This is a genomic window from Citrobacter sp. RHB21-C05 (genome assembly GCF_013889015.1).
In the GTDB taxonomy this organism is placed as follows: Bacteria; Pseudomonadota; Gammaproteobacteria; order Enterobacterales; family Enterobacteriaceae; genus Citrobacter_A; species Citrobacter_A sedlakii.
In genome coordinates, this window is record NZ_CP057611.1 from 1,763,941 (window position 1) to 1,778,372 (window position 14,432).

The 14,432-nt window shown below is 55.7% G+C and carries 13 protein-coding genes and 4 tRNA genes; 11 read left to right on the top strand and 6 right to left on the bottom strand.

All coding sequences use genetic code 11. The annotated features are described in order from the left end of the window. The first annotated feature begins 1 nt into the window (after position 1). The 8 genes from HVX72_RS08395 (at position 2) to ldtA (ending at position 6,805) form a co-directional block, all read left to right on the top strand. Complete coding sequence (locus HVX72_RS08395) at positions 2-283, top strand: energy-coupling factor ABC transporter substrate-binding protein (protein WP_042284121.1); 282 nt, start codon at positions 2-4, stop codon at positions 281-283. Continuing rightward, positions 270-947: an energy-coupling factor ABC transporter transmembrane protein gene (locus HVX72_RS08400; RefSeq protein WP_181823254.1), complete on the top strand. Its 678-nt coding sequence runs from the start codon at positions 270-272 to the stop codon at positions 945-947. Before HVX72_RS08395 ends, HVX72_RS08400 begins: the two co-directional genes overlap by 14 nt. 8 nt (positions 948-955) lie before the next feature. Continuing rightward, on the top strand, positions 956-1,780 hold the full coding sequence (locus tag HVX72_RS08405) for an energy-coupling factor ABC transporter ATP-binding protein (RefSeq protein WP_042284117.1): 825 nt from the start codon (positions 956-958) through the stop codon (positions 1,778-1,780). Beyond that, positions 1,777-3,297 carry a cobyric acid synthase gene (locus tag HVX72_RS08410; RefSeq protein ID WP_181822988.1) on the top strand — a complete coding sequence of 507 codons (1,521 nt, stop codon included), beginning with the start codon at positions 1,777-1,779 and terminating at the stop codon, positions 3,295-3,297. The genes HVX72_RS08405 and HVX72_RS08410 overlap by 4 nt, the downstream gene beginning before the upstream one ends. Beyond that, the gene (gene cobU / locus HVX72_RS08415) at positions 3,294-3,836 is read left to right on the top strand and encodes a bifunctional adenosylcobinamide kinase/adenosylcobinamide-phosphate guanylyltransferase (RefSeq protein ID WP_181822989.1); all 543 of its coding nucleotides are present in this window, start codon (positions 3,294-3,296) and stop codon (positions 3,834-3,836) included. Before HVX72_RS08410 ends, cobU begins: the two co-directional genes overlap by 4 nt. After that, the gene (cobS, locus tag HVX72_RS08420; RefSeq protein WP_181822990.1) at positions 3,833-4,576 is read left to right on the top strand and encodes an adenosylcobinamide-GDP ribazoletransferase; all 744 of its coding nucleotides are present in this window, start codon (positions 3,833-3,835) and stop codon (positions 4,574-4,576) included. Before cobU ends, cobS begins: the two co-directional genes overlap by 4 nt. A 25-nt stretch (positions 4,577-4,601) precedes the next feature. Further along, positions 4,602-5,660 (top strand): nicotinate-nucleotide--dimethylbenzimidazole phosphoribosyltransferase, encoded by a 1,059-nt coding sequence (cobT, locus tag HVX72_RS08425; RefSeq protein WP_060570634.1) that lies wholly within the window; start codon positions 4,602-4,604, stop codon positions 5,658-5,660. A 212-nt stretch (positions 5,661-5,872) separates the two neighbouring features. Then, positions 5,873-6,805 (top strand): L,D-transpeptidase, encoded by a 933-nt coding sequence (gene ldtA, locus HVX72_RS08430; RefSeq protein ID WP_181822991.1) that lies wholly within the window; start codon positions 5,873-5,875, stop codon positions 6,803-6,805. 61 nt (positions 6,806-6,866) lie between these two features. Here ldtA and HVX72_RS08435 read toward each other — a convergent pair. Continuing rightward, positions 6,867-6,942: transfer RNA gene (locus HVX72_RS08435), tRNA-Asn, on the bottom strand. 99 nt (positions 6,943-7,041) lie between these two features. Further along, on the bottom strand, positions 7,042-8,529 hold the full coding sequence (locus HVX72_RS08440; RefSeq protein WP_042284106.1) for an EmmdR/YeeO family multidrug/toxin efflux MATE transporter: 1,488 nt from the start codon (positions 8,527-8,529) through the stop codon (positions 7,042-7,044). Between the two features lie 160 nt (positions 8,530-8,689). Between HVX72_RS08440 and HVX72_RS08445 the strand changes: the two genes are divergently transcribed. Beyond that, a tRNA-Asn gene (locus HVX72_RS08445) sits at positions 8,690-8,765 on the top strand. Positions 8,766-8,821: 56 nt separating this feature from the next. On the opposite strand, the gene HVX72_RS08450 is transcribed toward HVX72_RS08445, so the two are convergent. From HVX72_RS08450 to HVX72_RS08460, 3 genes are all read right to left on the bottom strand, one after another. After that, positions 8,822-10,276 (bottom strand): AMP nucleosidase, encoded by a 1,455-nt coding sequence (locus tag HVX72_RS08450; protein WP_042284105.1) that lies wholly within the window; start codon positions 10,274-10,276, stop codon positions 8,822-8,824. A gap of 115 nt (positions 10,277-10,391) precedes the next feature. Beyond that, on the bottom strand, positions 10,392-11,708 hold the full coding sequence (gene shiA, locus HVX72_RS08455; protein ID WP_181822992.1) for a shikimate transporter: 1,317 nt from the start codon (positions 11,706-11,708) through the stop codon (positions 10,392-10,394). A gap of 208 nt (positions 11,709-11,916) precedes the next feature. Further along, a tRNA-Asn gene (locus HVX72_RS08460) sits at positions 11,917-11,992 on the bottom strand. Between the two features lie 324 nt (positions 11,993-12,316). Here HVX72_RS08460 and nac point away from each other — a divergent pair. Together nac and cbl are read left to right on the top strand one after the other, a co-directional pair. Then, positions 12,317-13,234: a nitrogen assimilation transcriptional regulator NAC gene (gene nac / locus HVX72_RS08465; RefSeq protein WP_042284100.1), complete on the top strand. Its 918-nt coding sequence runs from the start codon at positions 12,317-12,319 to the stop codon at positions 13,232-13,234. A gap of 101 nt (positions 13,235-13,335) precedes the next feature. Next, complete coding sequence (gene cbl / locus HVX72_RS08470; RefSeq protein WP_060570629.1) at positions 13,336-14,286, top strand: HTH-type transcriptional regulator Cbl; 951 nt, start codon at positions 13,336-13,338, stop codon at positions 14,284-14,286. 37 nt (positions 14,287-14,323) lie between these two features. Here the strand turns inward: cbl and HVX72_RS08475 are convergent. After that, positions 14,324-14,399 (bottom strand) — tRNA-Asn (locus tag HVX72_RS08475). Between the last annotated feature and the right edge of the window lie 33 nt (positions 14,400-14,432).

Genomic DNA, 14,432 nt, shown 5'->3' on the forward strand with positions numbered 1-14,432 from the left:
GATGAAAAAGACGCTGATACTGCTGGCGATGGTCGTTGCCCTCGTTATTCTGCCGTTTTTTATCAACCACGGCGGAGAATACGGCGGCTCGGATGGCGAAGCGGAAAGCCAGATTCAGGTCGTCGCGCCGCACTATGAGCCGTGGTTCCAGCCGCTGTACGAGCCGGCCAGCGGTGAAATTGAAAGCCTGCTGTTTACGTTGCAGGGGTCACTTGGCGCGGCGGTGATTTTTTATATTCTTGGTTATACCAAAGGCAGACAACGCCGTGATGACCGGGCTTGACAGACTAAGCTACCAAAGCCGTTGGCTTCATATAGCACCGGAGCGTAAGTTTGTGCTCTGGTTGCTGATGATGGTGCTGGCCTTTACCCTGCCGCCCTGGGGGCAGGGTATTGAACTGGCGCTGATAGCCGGTTTAACCTGCTGGCTGCTGCGTATTTCGTTTGGTCGTTGGTGTCGCTGGATGGCGCTGCCGTTTGGTTTTTTAGCGGTGGGTGTGATTACCATTCTCCTCAGCATTAGCCGCGATCCGCAGACGTTGCTGGCGGCGTTTCCGGTTGGCGACTTCTGGCTTGGGGTCAGCGCCCAGGGCTTACAGACGGCGAATGAGACGTTCTGGCGCAGCCTGGCTGCGCTGGCCGCTACCTTCTGGCTGGTGCTGAATCTGCCGTTTCCCCAGTTGATCACGTTACTCAGGCGGGCGCATGTCCCCCGCCTGCTGACCGAGCAGATCCTGCTGACCTGGCGCTTCATTTTTATTCTGTTAGACGAAGCGCTGGCGATTCATCGCGCGCAAACGCTGCGTTTTGGTTATAAAAGTTTGCCAAAAGGCTACCGTTCGCTGGCGATGCTGGTGGGGTTACTGTTTACCCGGGTGCTGATTCGTTATCAGCAAATGACTGCGACGCTGGATATCAAACTGTATCAGGGTGATTTTCACCTGTAAGGAATCACATGCTTGCCACCGCCGATCTCTGGTTTCGCTACCAGGAAACGCAGGTACTTAAAGGACTGACGCTGGATTTTTCAGCACACGCTGTCACCGGGCTGGTGGGGGCGAACGGTTGCGGGAAATCGACGTTATTCATGAACCTGAGCGGCCTGCTGCGGCCGCAGCAGGGGGCGGTACTTTGGCAGGGGAAACCGCTGGACTACAGCAAACGCGGCCTGCTGGCGCTGCGTCAGCAGGTGGCGACAGTGTTTCAGGACCCCGATCAACAAATCTTTTATACCGATATCGACAGCGATATCGCCTTCAGCCTGCGTAATCTTGGCGTCGCGGAAGATGAGATCGCCCGCCGGGTTGATGATGCGCTAACGTTGGTGGATGCCCGGCATTTTCGCCAGCAGCCGATCCAGTGTTTAAGCCACGGGCAGAAGAAGCGCGTGGCAATCGCCGGAGCACTGGTGCTGCGCGCGAAATATCTGTTGCTGGATGAGCCGACGGCGGGGCTGGATCCCTCTGGTCGTCGCCAGATGATCGCCATCATTAAACGTATCGTGGCGCAGGGGAATCATGTGGTGATTTCGAGTCATGATATCGATCTCATTTATGAAGTTAGCGATGCCGTCTATGTGCTTAACCGTGGTGAAGTGCTGGCGTACGGTGCGCCGGGCGACGTTTTTGCCCAAAGCGCGTTAATTGAACTCGCCGGATTAACCCCGCCCTGGCTGGTCAAACTGCACGCGCAGTTGGGGCTGCCGCTGTGCAAAACCGAAGATGAATTTTTTAGCCGCATGCGGCAACACACTTTTCATTCCATCAAGGAGGCGTCATGACGCAGGCGATTATGTTGCAGGGGACGGCGTCTGACGTCGGTAAAAGCGTGCTGGTAGCGGGACTGTGCCGCATCTTTTATCAGGACGGTCTGCGCGCCGCGCCGTTTAAATCGCAGAATATGGCGCTAAATTCCGGCATCACGCCGGACGGTAAAGAGATGGGCCGCGCACAAATTTTCCAGGCGGAAGCTGCTGGCATTTCCCCTGATGTACGGATGAACCCGGTGCTGTTAAAACCGACCAGCGATCGCAAGGCCCAGATAGTGTTGATGGGGCAGGTGGCGACTGACATGGATGCCGTAAGCTATCACGACTATAAACCGCGCCTGCGCGAGCAGATCCTCTCGGTGTATACCAGTCTGGCGCAGGAATTTGACGTCCTGGTGTTGGAAGGCGCGGGCAGTCCGGCGGAAATTAATCTCCGTGACCGGGATATCGTCAATATGGGCATGGCGGAGATGGCGAAGTGCCCGGTGATCCTTGTTGCGGATATCGACCGGGGCGGGGTTTTCGCCTCAATCTTTGGCACGCTGGCGCTGCTGCGCGAACATGAGCGCGCGCGGGTGAAAGGGGTGATCATTAATAAATTTCGCGGCGATGTGGCGCTACTTTATTCCGGCATTGAGCAGATCGAAAACCTGACCGGCGTCCCTGTGCTGGGCGTGATGCCATGGCTGGATGTCGATCTGGAAGATGAGGACGGTGTGGCGCTGCAAAAAGGAAAGTATCTGCGTACCGACAGACGCGACATCAACATTGCGGTGATTCAGGTACCGCACATCTCCAATTTTACCGATTTTAATGCGCTGGCGGCGCAGCCGGACGTCAGAGTGCGCTACGTTCGTCAGCCGGAGGAACTGGCTGATGCTGACTTGCTGATCCTGCCTGGCAGCAAAAACACGCTCGGCGATTTAGTGTGGTTACGGGAAAGCGGCATGGCGCACGCGGTGATGCAGGCGCACCGGAGAAATGTACCGGTCTTCGGGATCTGCGGCGGTTACCAGATGCTTGGGGAAAGCATTATTGACGAGGTGGAGTCGGGGCTGGGCACCCTTCCGGGGCTGGGACTGCTTGGCACTGTGACCCATTTTGCCTGGCATAAAACCACCACCCAGGTGGACGCGACACTGTCGGCCTCGCTGCCCGGGTGGCTGTCAGCAGCGGCGGGGCTGCCGCTGCGCGGTTATGAAATTCATATGGGCGAAACGACGCTGACCGGAGACAGCCAGCCGGTGATGCAACTGCATAAGAACGGGGAGCACGTGGCGGATGGCGCAGTAACCGCTGACGGGCTGGCGTTTGGCACATACCTGCACGGCCTTTTTGACAGCGATGATTTTACCCGCGCGCTGATTAATGGGTTGCGTATGCGTAAAGGGCTGGAACCGCTGGATTCCACCTTTCAGTACGCGCAATATAAATCGCAGCAGTTTGATCTGCTGGCGGATGCGATGCGGCAACACATCGATATTGAGAAAATCTATACCATCATGCAAAACCATCAGGAGCCCGTATGATTCTCGTCACCGGCGGCGCGCGCAGCGGGAAAAGCCGTCATGCGGAAGCCTTGATCGCCGAATGCCCCCACGTATTGTACATCGCCACCTCGCAAATCGTTGACGAGGAGATGGCGACTCGCATTCAGCATCATCGCGACGGGCGTCCAGCGCACTGGCGTACGGCCGAACGCTGGCAGCGTCTGGATGAGCTGATTGGCGCAGATAACGCGCCTGACGACGCTATTTTGCTGGAGTGCATTACGACCATGGTCACCAATCTGCTTTTTGCCTGTGGCGGCGACAGCGATCCCGACGGCTGGGATTATGCCGCGCTGGAAAAGGCGATTGACGCGGAGATCCAGACGCTCATTAGCGCCTGTCAGCGCTCACCTGCAACGGTTGTGCTGGTGACGAACGAAGTGGGGATGGGGATCGTTCCGGAAAACCGGCTGGCGCGCCATTTTCGGGATATTGCCGGGCGCGTTAATCAGCGTCTTGCGGCTGCGGCGGATGAAGTCTGGCTGGTGGTATCAGGCATTGGAGTCAAAATTAAATGAGTAAGTTGTTCTGGGCGATGCTCTCTTTTATCACCCGTTTACCGGTTCCGGCGCGCTGGTCGTCAGGGCTGGAGTTTGAGCACTATTCGCGCGGGATTATCACCTTCCCGGTCATTGGCCTGTTGCTTGGGGGACTGAGCGGTGCGGTGTTTTTGCTGTTTGAGAAATGGTGCGGTATTCCGTTGGCGGCGCTGTTCAGCGTGTTAGCGCTGGCGTTGATGACCGGCGGCTTTCATCTTGACGGTCTGGCGGATACCTGTGACGGCGTTTTCTCCGCGCGCAGCCGCGAGCGGATGCTGGAAATCATGCGTGACAGCCGCCTCGGCACCCACGGCGGGCTGGCGCTGATTTTTGTTCTGCTGGCGAAAGTGCTGGTGGTCAGTGAGCTGGCGCTACGGGGCACGCCGATGCTGGCGGCGCTGGCGGCTGCCTGTGCGGTGGGACGAGGTTCAGCCGTTCTGCTGATGTACCGCCACCGCTATGCCCGGGAAGAAGGCTTGGGGAATGTGTTTATCGGCCACGTCACCGGGACCCAGACCTGTATCACTCTCGGCCTGTCAGTGATTTTTGCCGCTGTTCTGCTCCCGGGAATGCACGGCGTTGGGGCAATGATTGTGGCTGCCGCGGCTATTTTCCTGCTTGGACAACTGTTGAAACGCACGCTGGGCGGGCAAACCGGCGACACGCTTGGGGCAGCCATCGAACTGGGTGAGCTGGTCTTCCTGCTGGCTCTGCTGTGAGTCAGCCAACATAACGAGAACCCTTATGCAGACGTTAACCTCTTTACTTCACCACATTCCGCCGACAGACCGTGATGCAATGGCGCGTGCCCAGCAGCATATCGATGGCCTGCTTAAGCCGCCGGGCAGCCTTGGTCGCCTGGAGGCCCTCGCTGTGCAACTGGCGGGGATGCCAGGCCTTAAGGGCGTACCGCACGTCGCGGATAAAGCGATGCTGGTGATGTGTGCCGATCATGGTGTCTGGGACGAAGGGGTAGCGGTTTCGCCAAAAGCGGTGACCGCTATTCAGGCGGCTAATATGACGCGGGGTACCACGGGCGTGTGTGTGCTGGCGGCGCAGGCAGGGGCGAAGGTACATGTGATTGACGTGGGTATTGACGCCGACCCGATCCCCGGCGTGGTAAATATGCGCGTGGCGCGCGGATGCGGCAACATCGCCAGCGGCCCGGCAATGAGTCGCGGCCAGGCAGAGGAACTGTTGTTGGAGGTGATTCGTTACACCCGGGAGCTGGCGCAAAACGGCGTGACCTTATTTGGCGTCGGCGAACTGGGAATGGCAAACACCACGCCTGCCGCGGCGATTGTCAGCGTGATAACAGGTAGCGAGGCCGAAGCTGTGGTGGGCATTGGCGCGAATTTGCCGCTTTCGCGCATTGGCAATAAGGTGGCGGTGGTTCGCCGCGCCATTGCCGTTAATCAGCCCGATCCGCGAGATGGCATCGACGTATTAGCCAAAGTCGGCGGCTTTGACCTTGTCGGCATGGCGGGAGTGATGCTGGGGGCGGCGTCCTGTGGATTACCGGTGCTGCTGGACGGCTTCCTTTCCTATTCCGCCGCGCTGGCTGTTTGCCAGATCGCCCCACAGAGTAAGCCCTATCTGATCCCTTCGCATTTTTCGGCTGAAAAGGGGGCGCGGATAGCACTGGGGCATCTGGAGCTGGAACCTTATCTTAATATGGGAATGCGGCTGGGCGAAGGCAGCGGCGCGGCGCTGGCGATGCCGATTGTCGAAGCTGCCTGCGCGATGTACAGCAATATGGGACAGTTAGCTGCCAGCAATATTGTTTTACCCGACGGCAGATAATCTGCTCTGCGCCAGCATTGACGTTCTCCGGCCTGAACATCTGTGGTGTCAGGCCTTTCTAATGTCGATCAACAAAACACTCCCGCGAGCCATATCGCAAAGATTCTGTACTTTTGTATCGGGGCGCTGGCCGTGCGGGATCGCCAGGAATTAGATAATACAGTTATAAAAGCTATAATTTCCCGATATCTGTCGTGATTGAGGAAAGGGAAATGAGACCTCGAGTGAAAGGCTTCTGTTCGTTATTACTGCTGCTGGTCGGGCAGAGCGCGCTGGCGGTGACTTATCCGTTGCCGCCGGAAGGCAGCAGACTGGTGGGCACACCGCTGACGATAACGGTGCCGGAGAATAATACCCAACCGTTGGAGGCGTTTGCCGCTCAGTATGGGCAGGGCTTAAGCAACATGCTGGAAGCGAATCCGGATGTTGACGTCTTCCTGCCGACGTCTGGCTCTACGCTGGTGGTGCCGCAGCAGCTCATTCTGCCCGCCACGGTGCGTCAGGGGATTGTGGTTAACGTTGCGGAAATGCGGCTGTACTATTATCCGCAGGACAGCAATACGGTTGAAGTCCTTCCGATTGGCATTGGTCAGGCGGGACGTGAGACGCCGCGTAATTGGGTGACCACCGTGCAGCGTAAGCAGGAAGCGCCGAGCTGGACGCCGACGGCGAATACCCGGCGCGAATACGCAAAGCGAGGGGAAACGCTGCCAGCGTTCGTGCCAGCCGGGCCGGACAATCCGATGGGGCTGTATGCGATCTATATCGGTAAGCTGTATGCCATTCATGGCACAAATGCGAATTTCGGTATTGGTCTGCGCGTGAGTCAGGGCTGCATTCGCTTACGTAATGACGATATTAAGTATCTGTTTGATAATGTTCCGGTTGGCACACGGGTACAAATTATCGATCAGCCGATAAAAATGACGGCTGAACCGGATGGAAGCCGTTGGGTTGAGGTGCATGAACCGCTTTCGCGTAATCGTGTGGAATTCGAGTCTGACAAAAAAGTTCCGCTGCCTGTCACCCCTGCCATGCGCACCTTTATGGCGGGCGAGGGCGTGGATGTACATCGGGTCAGCGAGACGCTTGAACGCCGCTCAGGTATGCCGGTGAAGATCACTCACGAACACGTCGGTATCTGAAGCTAAACAGACGAAAACGGAAAAAGCAAAAAGCCCGCTAAAAAGCGGGCTTTTTTAAATTTGGCTCCTCTGACTGGACTCGAACCAGTGACATACGGATTAACAGTCCGCCGTTCTACCGACTGAACTACAGAGGAATCGTGTGAACGGGGCGCATATTAGCGACGCTGAATGTTAATGTCAAAGCCTGAATACGCTTTTGCGTTTGTTTGCCGAAATATTCTTCATTTCGCTGTTTATTCCGCCGCGACCGGCGTTTTTGTCGCCTTTTCGCGTTCCGGACGTGGGTATTTCCATAGCCAGCGACCGCTGACCATACGCCAGTAAAACAGCGCTGCGCGTACTGCCCAGTCAAAAAACATCCCCATCCACACACCGACCACGCCCCAGCCCAATACGATCCCAAGCGTATAGCCCGCCACAACGCGACAGCCCCACATTCCCAGCATCGATACCCACATAGCAAAGCGTGCGTCGCGTGCTCCTTTAAATCCGGAGGGTAACACCCACGATGCTGCCCAGATAGGCATAAACGCCGCGTTGAGCCAGATAAGAACCACGACAACGTCTTTGACGTCCTGATCGTGGGTATAAAATGATGCCATAAGTCCAGCAAACGGGGCGCTCAGCCAGGCGATGGCGGTTAAGCCAATGGTTGAAAGCCAGAACACGTGGCGCAACTGGATTTCCGCCTGCGCGATCTGACCATTTCCCAGACGTCTGCCGGTAATAATCGTCGATGCTGACCCCAGCGCGTTACCGGGCAGGTTGATCAGCGCGGCAATAGAAAAGGCAATAAAATTACCCGCGATGACGCTGGTGCCCATGCCAGCAACAAACATTTGCGTTAGCAGTTTGCCGCCGTTAAACAACACTGACTCAATGCTGGCAGGGATGCCAATCCCCATCACTTCCCAGATAATGGCGAAGTTAAGCGGTTTGAAATAGCTTTTGAGCGGAATGCGTAGCGCAGGATTAAAGCCAATCATCAGCACCCAGATAATGGCCGCCGCGCCAATATAGCGTGAGATCGTTAATCCGAGCCCCGCACCGACAAAGCCAAGACCTTGCCATGAAAAAATACCGTAAATAAGGATGCTGCTGATAATGATATTGAGGATGTTCATCCCGCCATTAATCAGCAGTGGGATTTTTGTGTTGCCCGCGCCGCGTAGCGCGCCGCTGCCAATGAGGGCAATGGCAGCGGCAGGGTAGCTGAGGACGGTTAATTCAAGGTACGTCAGCGCCAGCGCTTTAACTTCCGTTGTCGCCTCTCCGGCGACGACATTGATAATCTGCTCGCCAAAATAGTGAATCACCGCCGCCAGTATCACCGCGAACAGCGTCATGATGACCAGCGACTGCCTGGCTGCTGCCCGGGCGCGTCGGCGGTCGCGCTTACCGAGGCTAAACGCCACTACAACCGTCGTACCCAGGTCGATAGCCGCGAAAAACGCCATAATGACCATATTGAAACTGTCGGCAAGGCCGACGCCCGCCATGGCTTCTTTACCCAGCCAGCTAACGAGGAACGTACTGAGTACGCCCATGAGCAGTACGCAGGTATTTTCAAGAAAAATGGGGACGGCAAGCGGGGTAATTTCTCGCCAAAAAAGCACCTTATAACTCTTGCGTTTAGCGTACCAGGGCGTGCGGGCGACGGCCTGGCGTAGAGCAGTGGAGACGTTCAAAATTGACCTTAGAGAAGAAAGTTGAAACCACATTTCAAATGATGAGGGAGAAAGTAAAAAGCTGCAAAGTTTTTTCCCTGGAAAATGGCCGTAATTGCAACAAATTGTTGAGAGAAACGGCAACTGAACGTTGTTGTTGGAAATGGGGTTTGACAAAAGATTTTTCGCCGTTAAGATAAGCCTCCACAACGATTCCTCTGTAGTTCAGTCGGTAGAACGGCGGACTGTTAATCCGTATGTCACTGGTTCGAGTCCAGTCAGAGGAGCCAGATTTAAAGAAGCCCGCTTTTTAGCGGGCTTTTTGCTTTTCAGATTCAGAAGAAAATCAACGGAACGGTGGTTCGTTGAAGGTACGCAGCTTGCGTGAGTGCAGGCGGTCGCCTTCCGCGCGCAACAGGTCAATGGCGCGAATGCCGATTTGCAGGTGCTCTGAGATCGCGCCCTCATAGAAACGGTTCGCCTGGCCGGGCAGTTTGATCTCGCCATGCAGCGGTTTATCTGACACGCACAGCAGCGTTCCATACGGCACCCGGAAGCGATAACCCTGTGCGGCGATGGTCGCGCTTTCCATATCAATCGCGACTGCGCGGCTCAGGTTAAATCGCAGCGCCGAGGCTGAATAACGCAGCTCCCAGTTGCGATCGGAAGTGGTGACCACGGTACCGGTACGCAGCCGCTGTTTCACCTCTTCACCCGGCATACCGCTGACCAGCTTCGTGGCGTCATACAGCGCGCGCTGGACTTCCGCGATGCTTGGGATTGGAATATCCGGGGGCAGTACCGCATCCAGCACCTGATCGTCGCGCAGGTAAGCATGCGCGAGCACATAATCGCCTATAGCCTGACTTTCGCGCAGACCACCGCAGTGGCCAATCATCAACCAGACGTCAGGGCGCAGCACCGCCAGGTGATCGCAAATGGTCTTGGCGTTTGACGGACCCACCCCAATATTCACCAGCGTAATGCCTTGCCCATCGGCGGTGATAAGGTGCCAGGCGGGCATCTGATGCTTTTTCCACGCCAGATCCGAAATCGCTTCTTCGGGCGCTTCTGTTTCTGCCGTAATCCAGATACCGCCCGCGCAGGAAAGAGCAATATAAGGACTGTCCGGATCGAGGATCTGACTGCATCCCCATCGGACAAACTCATCAACATAACGGGTGTAGTTGGTGAACAAGACAAACGGCTGAAAATGCTCCACCGGGGTACCCGTATAATGGCGTAGCCGCGCGAGGGAAAAATCGACCCGGCGCGCATCAAAATGCGACAGCGGCGAAAATTCTGCCGGATGATAAATACCGTCTGCCGTTTCATCACCAATCTGCGCCAGCTCAGTGGTGGGGAAGTGTCGGGTTAACCCGGCGCTCATGGAACGGTCCAGCGTCAGCTCGGATCCGTCAATCACGTAGGGGTAGGGGATCTCATGCTGTGAAGGCTCTACGGTGATATGCGCGTCGTAATCCTGATAAAGCAGTGTAAGCTGTTCTTCAAGATAGCGACGAAACAGCGTCGGGCGAGTGACGGTAGTTGAGTAACATCCCGCGTGAGTGAAGCGACCATAGGCGCGCGTTTTTGGCGGGTTGGTGGCATTACCGTCCCAGCTCACGGAAAGCGACGGATAAACAAAAAGACCTTTATTGCGGGCGGTGATATCGGGAAGCTCCCCGGTTTCAATGTACTGGCCAATGGCACTGCGCAACGCCTGAACCGACTGCTCATATAGCGCGTCAAGTTTTTCCAACGCTTGCGCTGGCGTCAGGCTGGAGCCCTTACTCTTCATCTGTGTCTCCTTGTTTTACAGGTGTACTGCTTACCCGATAGTATGTCAGGCGTTTATGAAACAAAAGTGAGAGTTTTTGAGAGGATGCGAGAGCCGAATGGCCCTCGCAATACGATCAGGCGTGTTGCTTATCTTTCATAAATAATGCGGTGAGGGCTGAAATCAGGCAACCTGCCAGTAAATAGAGGGCGACACTGTGCCAGCTCCCACCAAAGAAGGCGACCAGCGCAGCGGCGATGAAAGGCGTAAAGCCGCCGCCCACCACGCTCGCCACCTGGTAACCGACTCCCGCCCCGCTGTAGCGATAACCTGCGCCAAACATGCCGGTAAACATCGGCTGCTGTACGCAAACCACCATGTCATGCGCGATGTTGGCAAGCATGATGGAAAAGAACACGATCCAGAACAGAGATTGCGCTTCAAGCGCCATAAAGAAGGGAAACGCGCTGAGCGTCCCTATCAACGCTCCGGTAATATAGACGCGACGACGACCAAAACGATCGGCCATCCAGGCGAACAGAGGGATGGTCAGGCAGCTTAATCCACCGACCAGCAGGCCGATATTCAAAAAAAGCTCACGTGGCAGACCGAGATTCTGCGTCGAATAGTTCAGCGCAAACGCGGTAACGATATACATCGTCAGAAGCTCACACAGGCGCAGAGCGATAATTTTCAAAAACGCGCCAGGATGTTGTGCGAGCGCTTCGAGAACCGGCAGCCGCTTTTTCGCCTCGGGCGCTTGTTCTCTTTGTTGCTCAAATTCGGCGGATTCTTCCATTCCGTTTCGCACCCACAGCGCGCCCAGCACCAGAACGATGCTGAACAGGAAGGGAATACGCCAGCCCCAACTCAGAAACTGCTCATCGGTAGTCAGATAGCTGATTAACGACACCAGCCCCGTCGAGAGCAACAGACCGACGCCGTATCCCACTTGTACGCCACTGCTGTAAAACGCTTTTTTGTGTTCTGGCGCACTTTCAACGGAGAGTAACGCCGCGCCGCCCCATTCGCCTCCCACGGCAAAGCCCTGAATCGCGCGCAGCACGACCAGCATAACTGGCGCCCACCAGCCGATAGTGGCGAATGAAGGCAGGATACCGATTAGCGCAGTGGCAATCCCCATCATCCAGACGGTGAGCATCAGCATCCGTTTGCGCCCCAGACGATCGCCGAAGTGGCCGAAAATCACCCCACCAAGCGGGCGGAACAGGAACCCGACGCCAAAGGTCGCAAAGGCAGCGAGCGTACCCATCGCCGGACTGACCTGAGGGAAAAATTCGCTATTAAAGACCAGCGCGGCGGTGATGCCATAAAGCAGAAAGTCATACCAGTCGACAACCGCGCCGGCAAAACTGCCCAGCGCAGCGCGCCGGGCACGATGAAGTGAAGGTGTTTGCTCCTGCGCGGAAGCGGAGATGAGGGTGGAATCCATAGTAATCCTGTCAGTACTGTTTTTATTATTAGTATGGGAATCAAGGTCACACACATTGCGGCCGACGTATAAGTGGCTGTTATGAGACTACCGCGACAGGCTGAAAGAGAAAACGATTTTTATTCTTGTTTGGCGAAGAACAGGAAAATATAGGCTTTATGGCGAGAAGGAAAGCAAAAAGCCCGCTAAAAGCGGGCTTTTTTAAATTTGGCTCCTCTGACTGGACTCGAACCAGTGACATACGGATTAACAGTCCGCCGTTCTACCGACTGAACTACAGAGGAATCGTGTGAACGGGGCGCATATTAACGAGGGTGCCCGATGTTGTCAAAGGGGGAAATACGATTGTGCGTTTGTTTGTCGACAAAACCAGCAAAGCGGCGAACTTCTGATCGTTGATCTTTGCCCTTTTCTGGTGCAGTGCTACCCCGAATGGGGCAGATCAAAAAGTGCTGACGGCACAGGGCCATAAGCGGAACAATCATAAGCGCTTATTTTTTGGGAGGTTAAGACGCGCGAAAACCTTGATAAGAAACTGGCAAGTATCTTGCAGTTCTCTCCTGACATCACTGCCAGCATAGGTTCTGGCATTCCCGACAGGAGGCAAAATGAACTTCAGACGACTGAAATATTTCGTGAAAATTGTCGATATTGGTAGCCTGACCCAGGCCGCTGAAGTATTGCACATCGCCCAGCCTGCTTTGAGTCAACAGGTCGCCACGCTGGAGGGTGAACTGAACCAACAGTTATTGATACGCACCAAGCGGGGTGTAACCCCGACCGAAGCGGGGAAGATCCTTTATACTCATGCCCGCGCGATCCTGCGTCAATGCGAGCAGGCGCAACTGGCGGTCTATAACGTGGGCCAGACCCTGACGGGGCAGGTGTCGATTGGACTGGCGCCGGGAACGGCGGCCTCGTCGGTGACCATGCCGCTGCTCCAGGCCGTACGCGCGGAACTGCCTGAAGTACTGGTTTATTTACATGAAAACAGCGGCGCAGTGCTCAACGATAAGTTACTCAGCGGTCATCTTGATATGGCTGTATTGTATGAGCGTTCACCGCTGGCGGGTATTTCCAGCCAGCCACTGCTGAAAGAAGATCTGTTTCTGGTCGGCACCCGAGATTGCCCTGGCCCGAGTGTCGACCTCACCGCCGTCGCTCAGATGAATCTGTTCCTGCCGCGCGACTACAGTGCCGTGCGTTTGCGGGTCGATGAGGCTTTTTCACTGCGTCGCTTAACCGCGAAGGTCATCGGAGAGATAGAATCGATCGCCACCCTGACCGCCGCGATTGCCAGTGGAATGGGGGTCACCGTATTGCCGGAATCCGCTGCACGTTCATTATGCGGTGCGGCAAATGGCTGGATGGCGCGGATCACAGCGCCGTCCATGAATCTGTCCTTGTCGCTGAATATATCGGCACGAGGCAGTTTGTCGCCACAGGCGCAGGCGGTGAAAGAGATCCTGCTGTCATTGGTCAGTAGCCCGGCACTGGCAAATCGCGAGCTGCAACTGGTCAGTTAGGCCTTATTCCCTGACGGAATAAGTTGCGGGTTTTTATTATTTGTTATGCCGGACGTCAGACTTTAACAATAGCGTAATGTCTGATGTTTCCGGAGCAACACGTGAATTTCCAGCAGCTAAAAATTATTCGGGAGGCGGCCCGTCGGGATTTCAACCTGACCGACGTTGCCAATATGCTGTATACCTCGCAGTCAGGCGTCAGCCGACATATTCGGGAACTGGAGGATGAGTTAGGCATCGAAATCTTTATCCGCAGGGGAAAGCGTCTTCTAGGCATGACCGAACCGGGTAAGGCGCTGTTAGCGATCGCTGAGCGGATCCTTAATGAAGCCAGTAACGTCCGGCGTCTGGCGGATCTGTTTACCAACGACACGTCCGGTGTGCTTACTGTCGCCACAACCCATACCCAGGCGCGCTATAGTCTGCCAGACGTGATCAAAGCGTTCCGCGATATTTTTCCGGAAGTTCGTCTGGAGTTGATTCAGGGCACGCCACAGGAAATTGAAACCTTACTGCACAATGGTGAGGCGGACATTGGTATCGCCAGCGAGCGGCTGAGTAACGATCCGCTATTGGTCGCATTTCCGTGGTTTCGCTGGTATCACAGTCTGCTCGTGCCTGTCGAACATCCGCTGACGCAGTCCTCTCCGCTCACGCTTGAAGCCATCGCACAGTGGCCGTTGATTACTTACCGTCAGGGCATTACCGGGCGTTCGCGTATTGATGAGGCGTTCGCACGTAAGGGGCTGCTGACGGATATCGTGCTTAGCGCGCAGGATTCCGACGTAATTAAAACCTACGTCGCACTGGGGCTGGGCATTGGTCTCGTGGCGGAACAGTCCAGCGGCGAGCGGGAAGAGGGGACGTTGGTGCGCCTGGATACCCGGCATCTCTTCGACGCGAATACCGTTTGGCTGGGGTTGAAACGTGGGCAGTTACAGCGCAATTACGTCTGGCGATTTATTGAGTTATGTAACGCGGGCCTGTCGGTTGAGGAGATTAAACGGCAGGTGATGGAACCGGACGAGGTAGTGATTGATTACCAGATATAAAGCAAAAAGCCCGCTAAAAAGCGGGCTTTTTTAAATCTGGCTCCTCTGACTGGACTCGAACCAGTGACATACGGATTAACAGTCCGCCGTTCTACCGACTGAACTACAGAGGAATCGTGTGAACGAGGCGCATAATACTGGCCGCA

Excerpts from the sequence above, each read along its gene's own strand:
- HVX72_RS08395 (WP_042284121.1), top strand. The coding sequence starts at position 2 with ATGAAAAAGACGCTGATACTGCTGGCGATGGTCGTTGCCCTCGTTATT.
- HVX72_RS08400 (WP_181823254.1), top strand. The coding sequence starts at position 270 with ATGACCGGGCTTGACAGACTAAGCTACCAAAGCCGTTGGCTTCATATA.
- HVX72_RS08405 (WP_042284117.1), top strand. The coding sequence starts at position 956 with ATGCTTGCCACCGCCGATCTCTGGTTTCGCTACCAGGAAACGCAGGTA.
- HVX72_RS08410 (WP_181822988.1), top strand. The coding sequence starts at position 1,777 with ATGACGCAGGCGATTATGTTGCAGGGGACGGCGTCTGACGTCGGTAAA.
- cobU (WP_181822989.1), top strand. The coding sequence starts at position 3,294 with ATGATTCTCGTCACCGGCGGCGCGCGCAGCGGGAAAAGCCGTCATGCG.
- cobS (WP_181822990.1), top strand. The coding sequence starts at position 3,833 with ATGAGTAAGTTGTTCTGGGCGATGCTCTCTTTTATCACCCGTTTACCG.
- cobT (WP_060570634.1), top strand. The coding sequence starts at position 4,602 with ATGCAGACGTTAACCTCTTTACTTCACCACATTCCGCCGACAGACCGT.
- ldtA (WP_181822991.1), top strand. The coding sequence starts at position 5,873 with ATGAGACCTCGAGTGAAAGGCTTCTGTTCGTTATTACTGCTGCTGGTC.
- HVX72_RS08440 (WP_042284106.1), bottom strand. The coding sequence starts at position 8,529 with ATGTGGTTTCAACTTTCTTCTCTAAGGTCAATTTTGAACGTCTCCACT.
- HVX72_RS08450 (WP_042284105.1), bottom strand. The coding sequence starts at position 10,276 with ATGAAGAGTAAGGGCTCCAGCCTGACGCCAGCGCAAGCGTTGGAAAAA.
- shiA (WP_181822992.1), bottom strand. The coding sequence starts at position 11,708 with ATGGATTCCACCCTCATCTCCGCTTCCGCGCAGGAGCAAACACCTTCA.
- nac (WP_042284100.1), top strand. The coding sequence starts at position 12,317 with ATGAACTTCAGACGACTGAAATATTTCGTGAAAATTGTCGATATTGGT.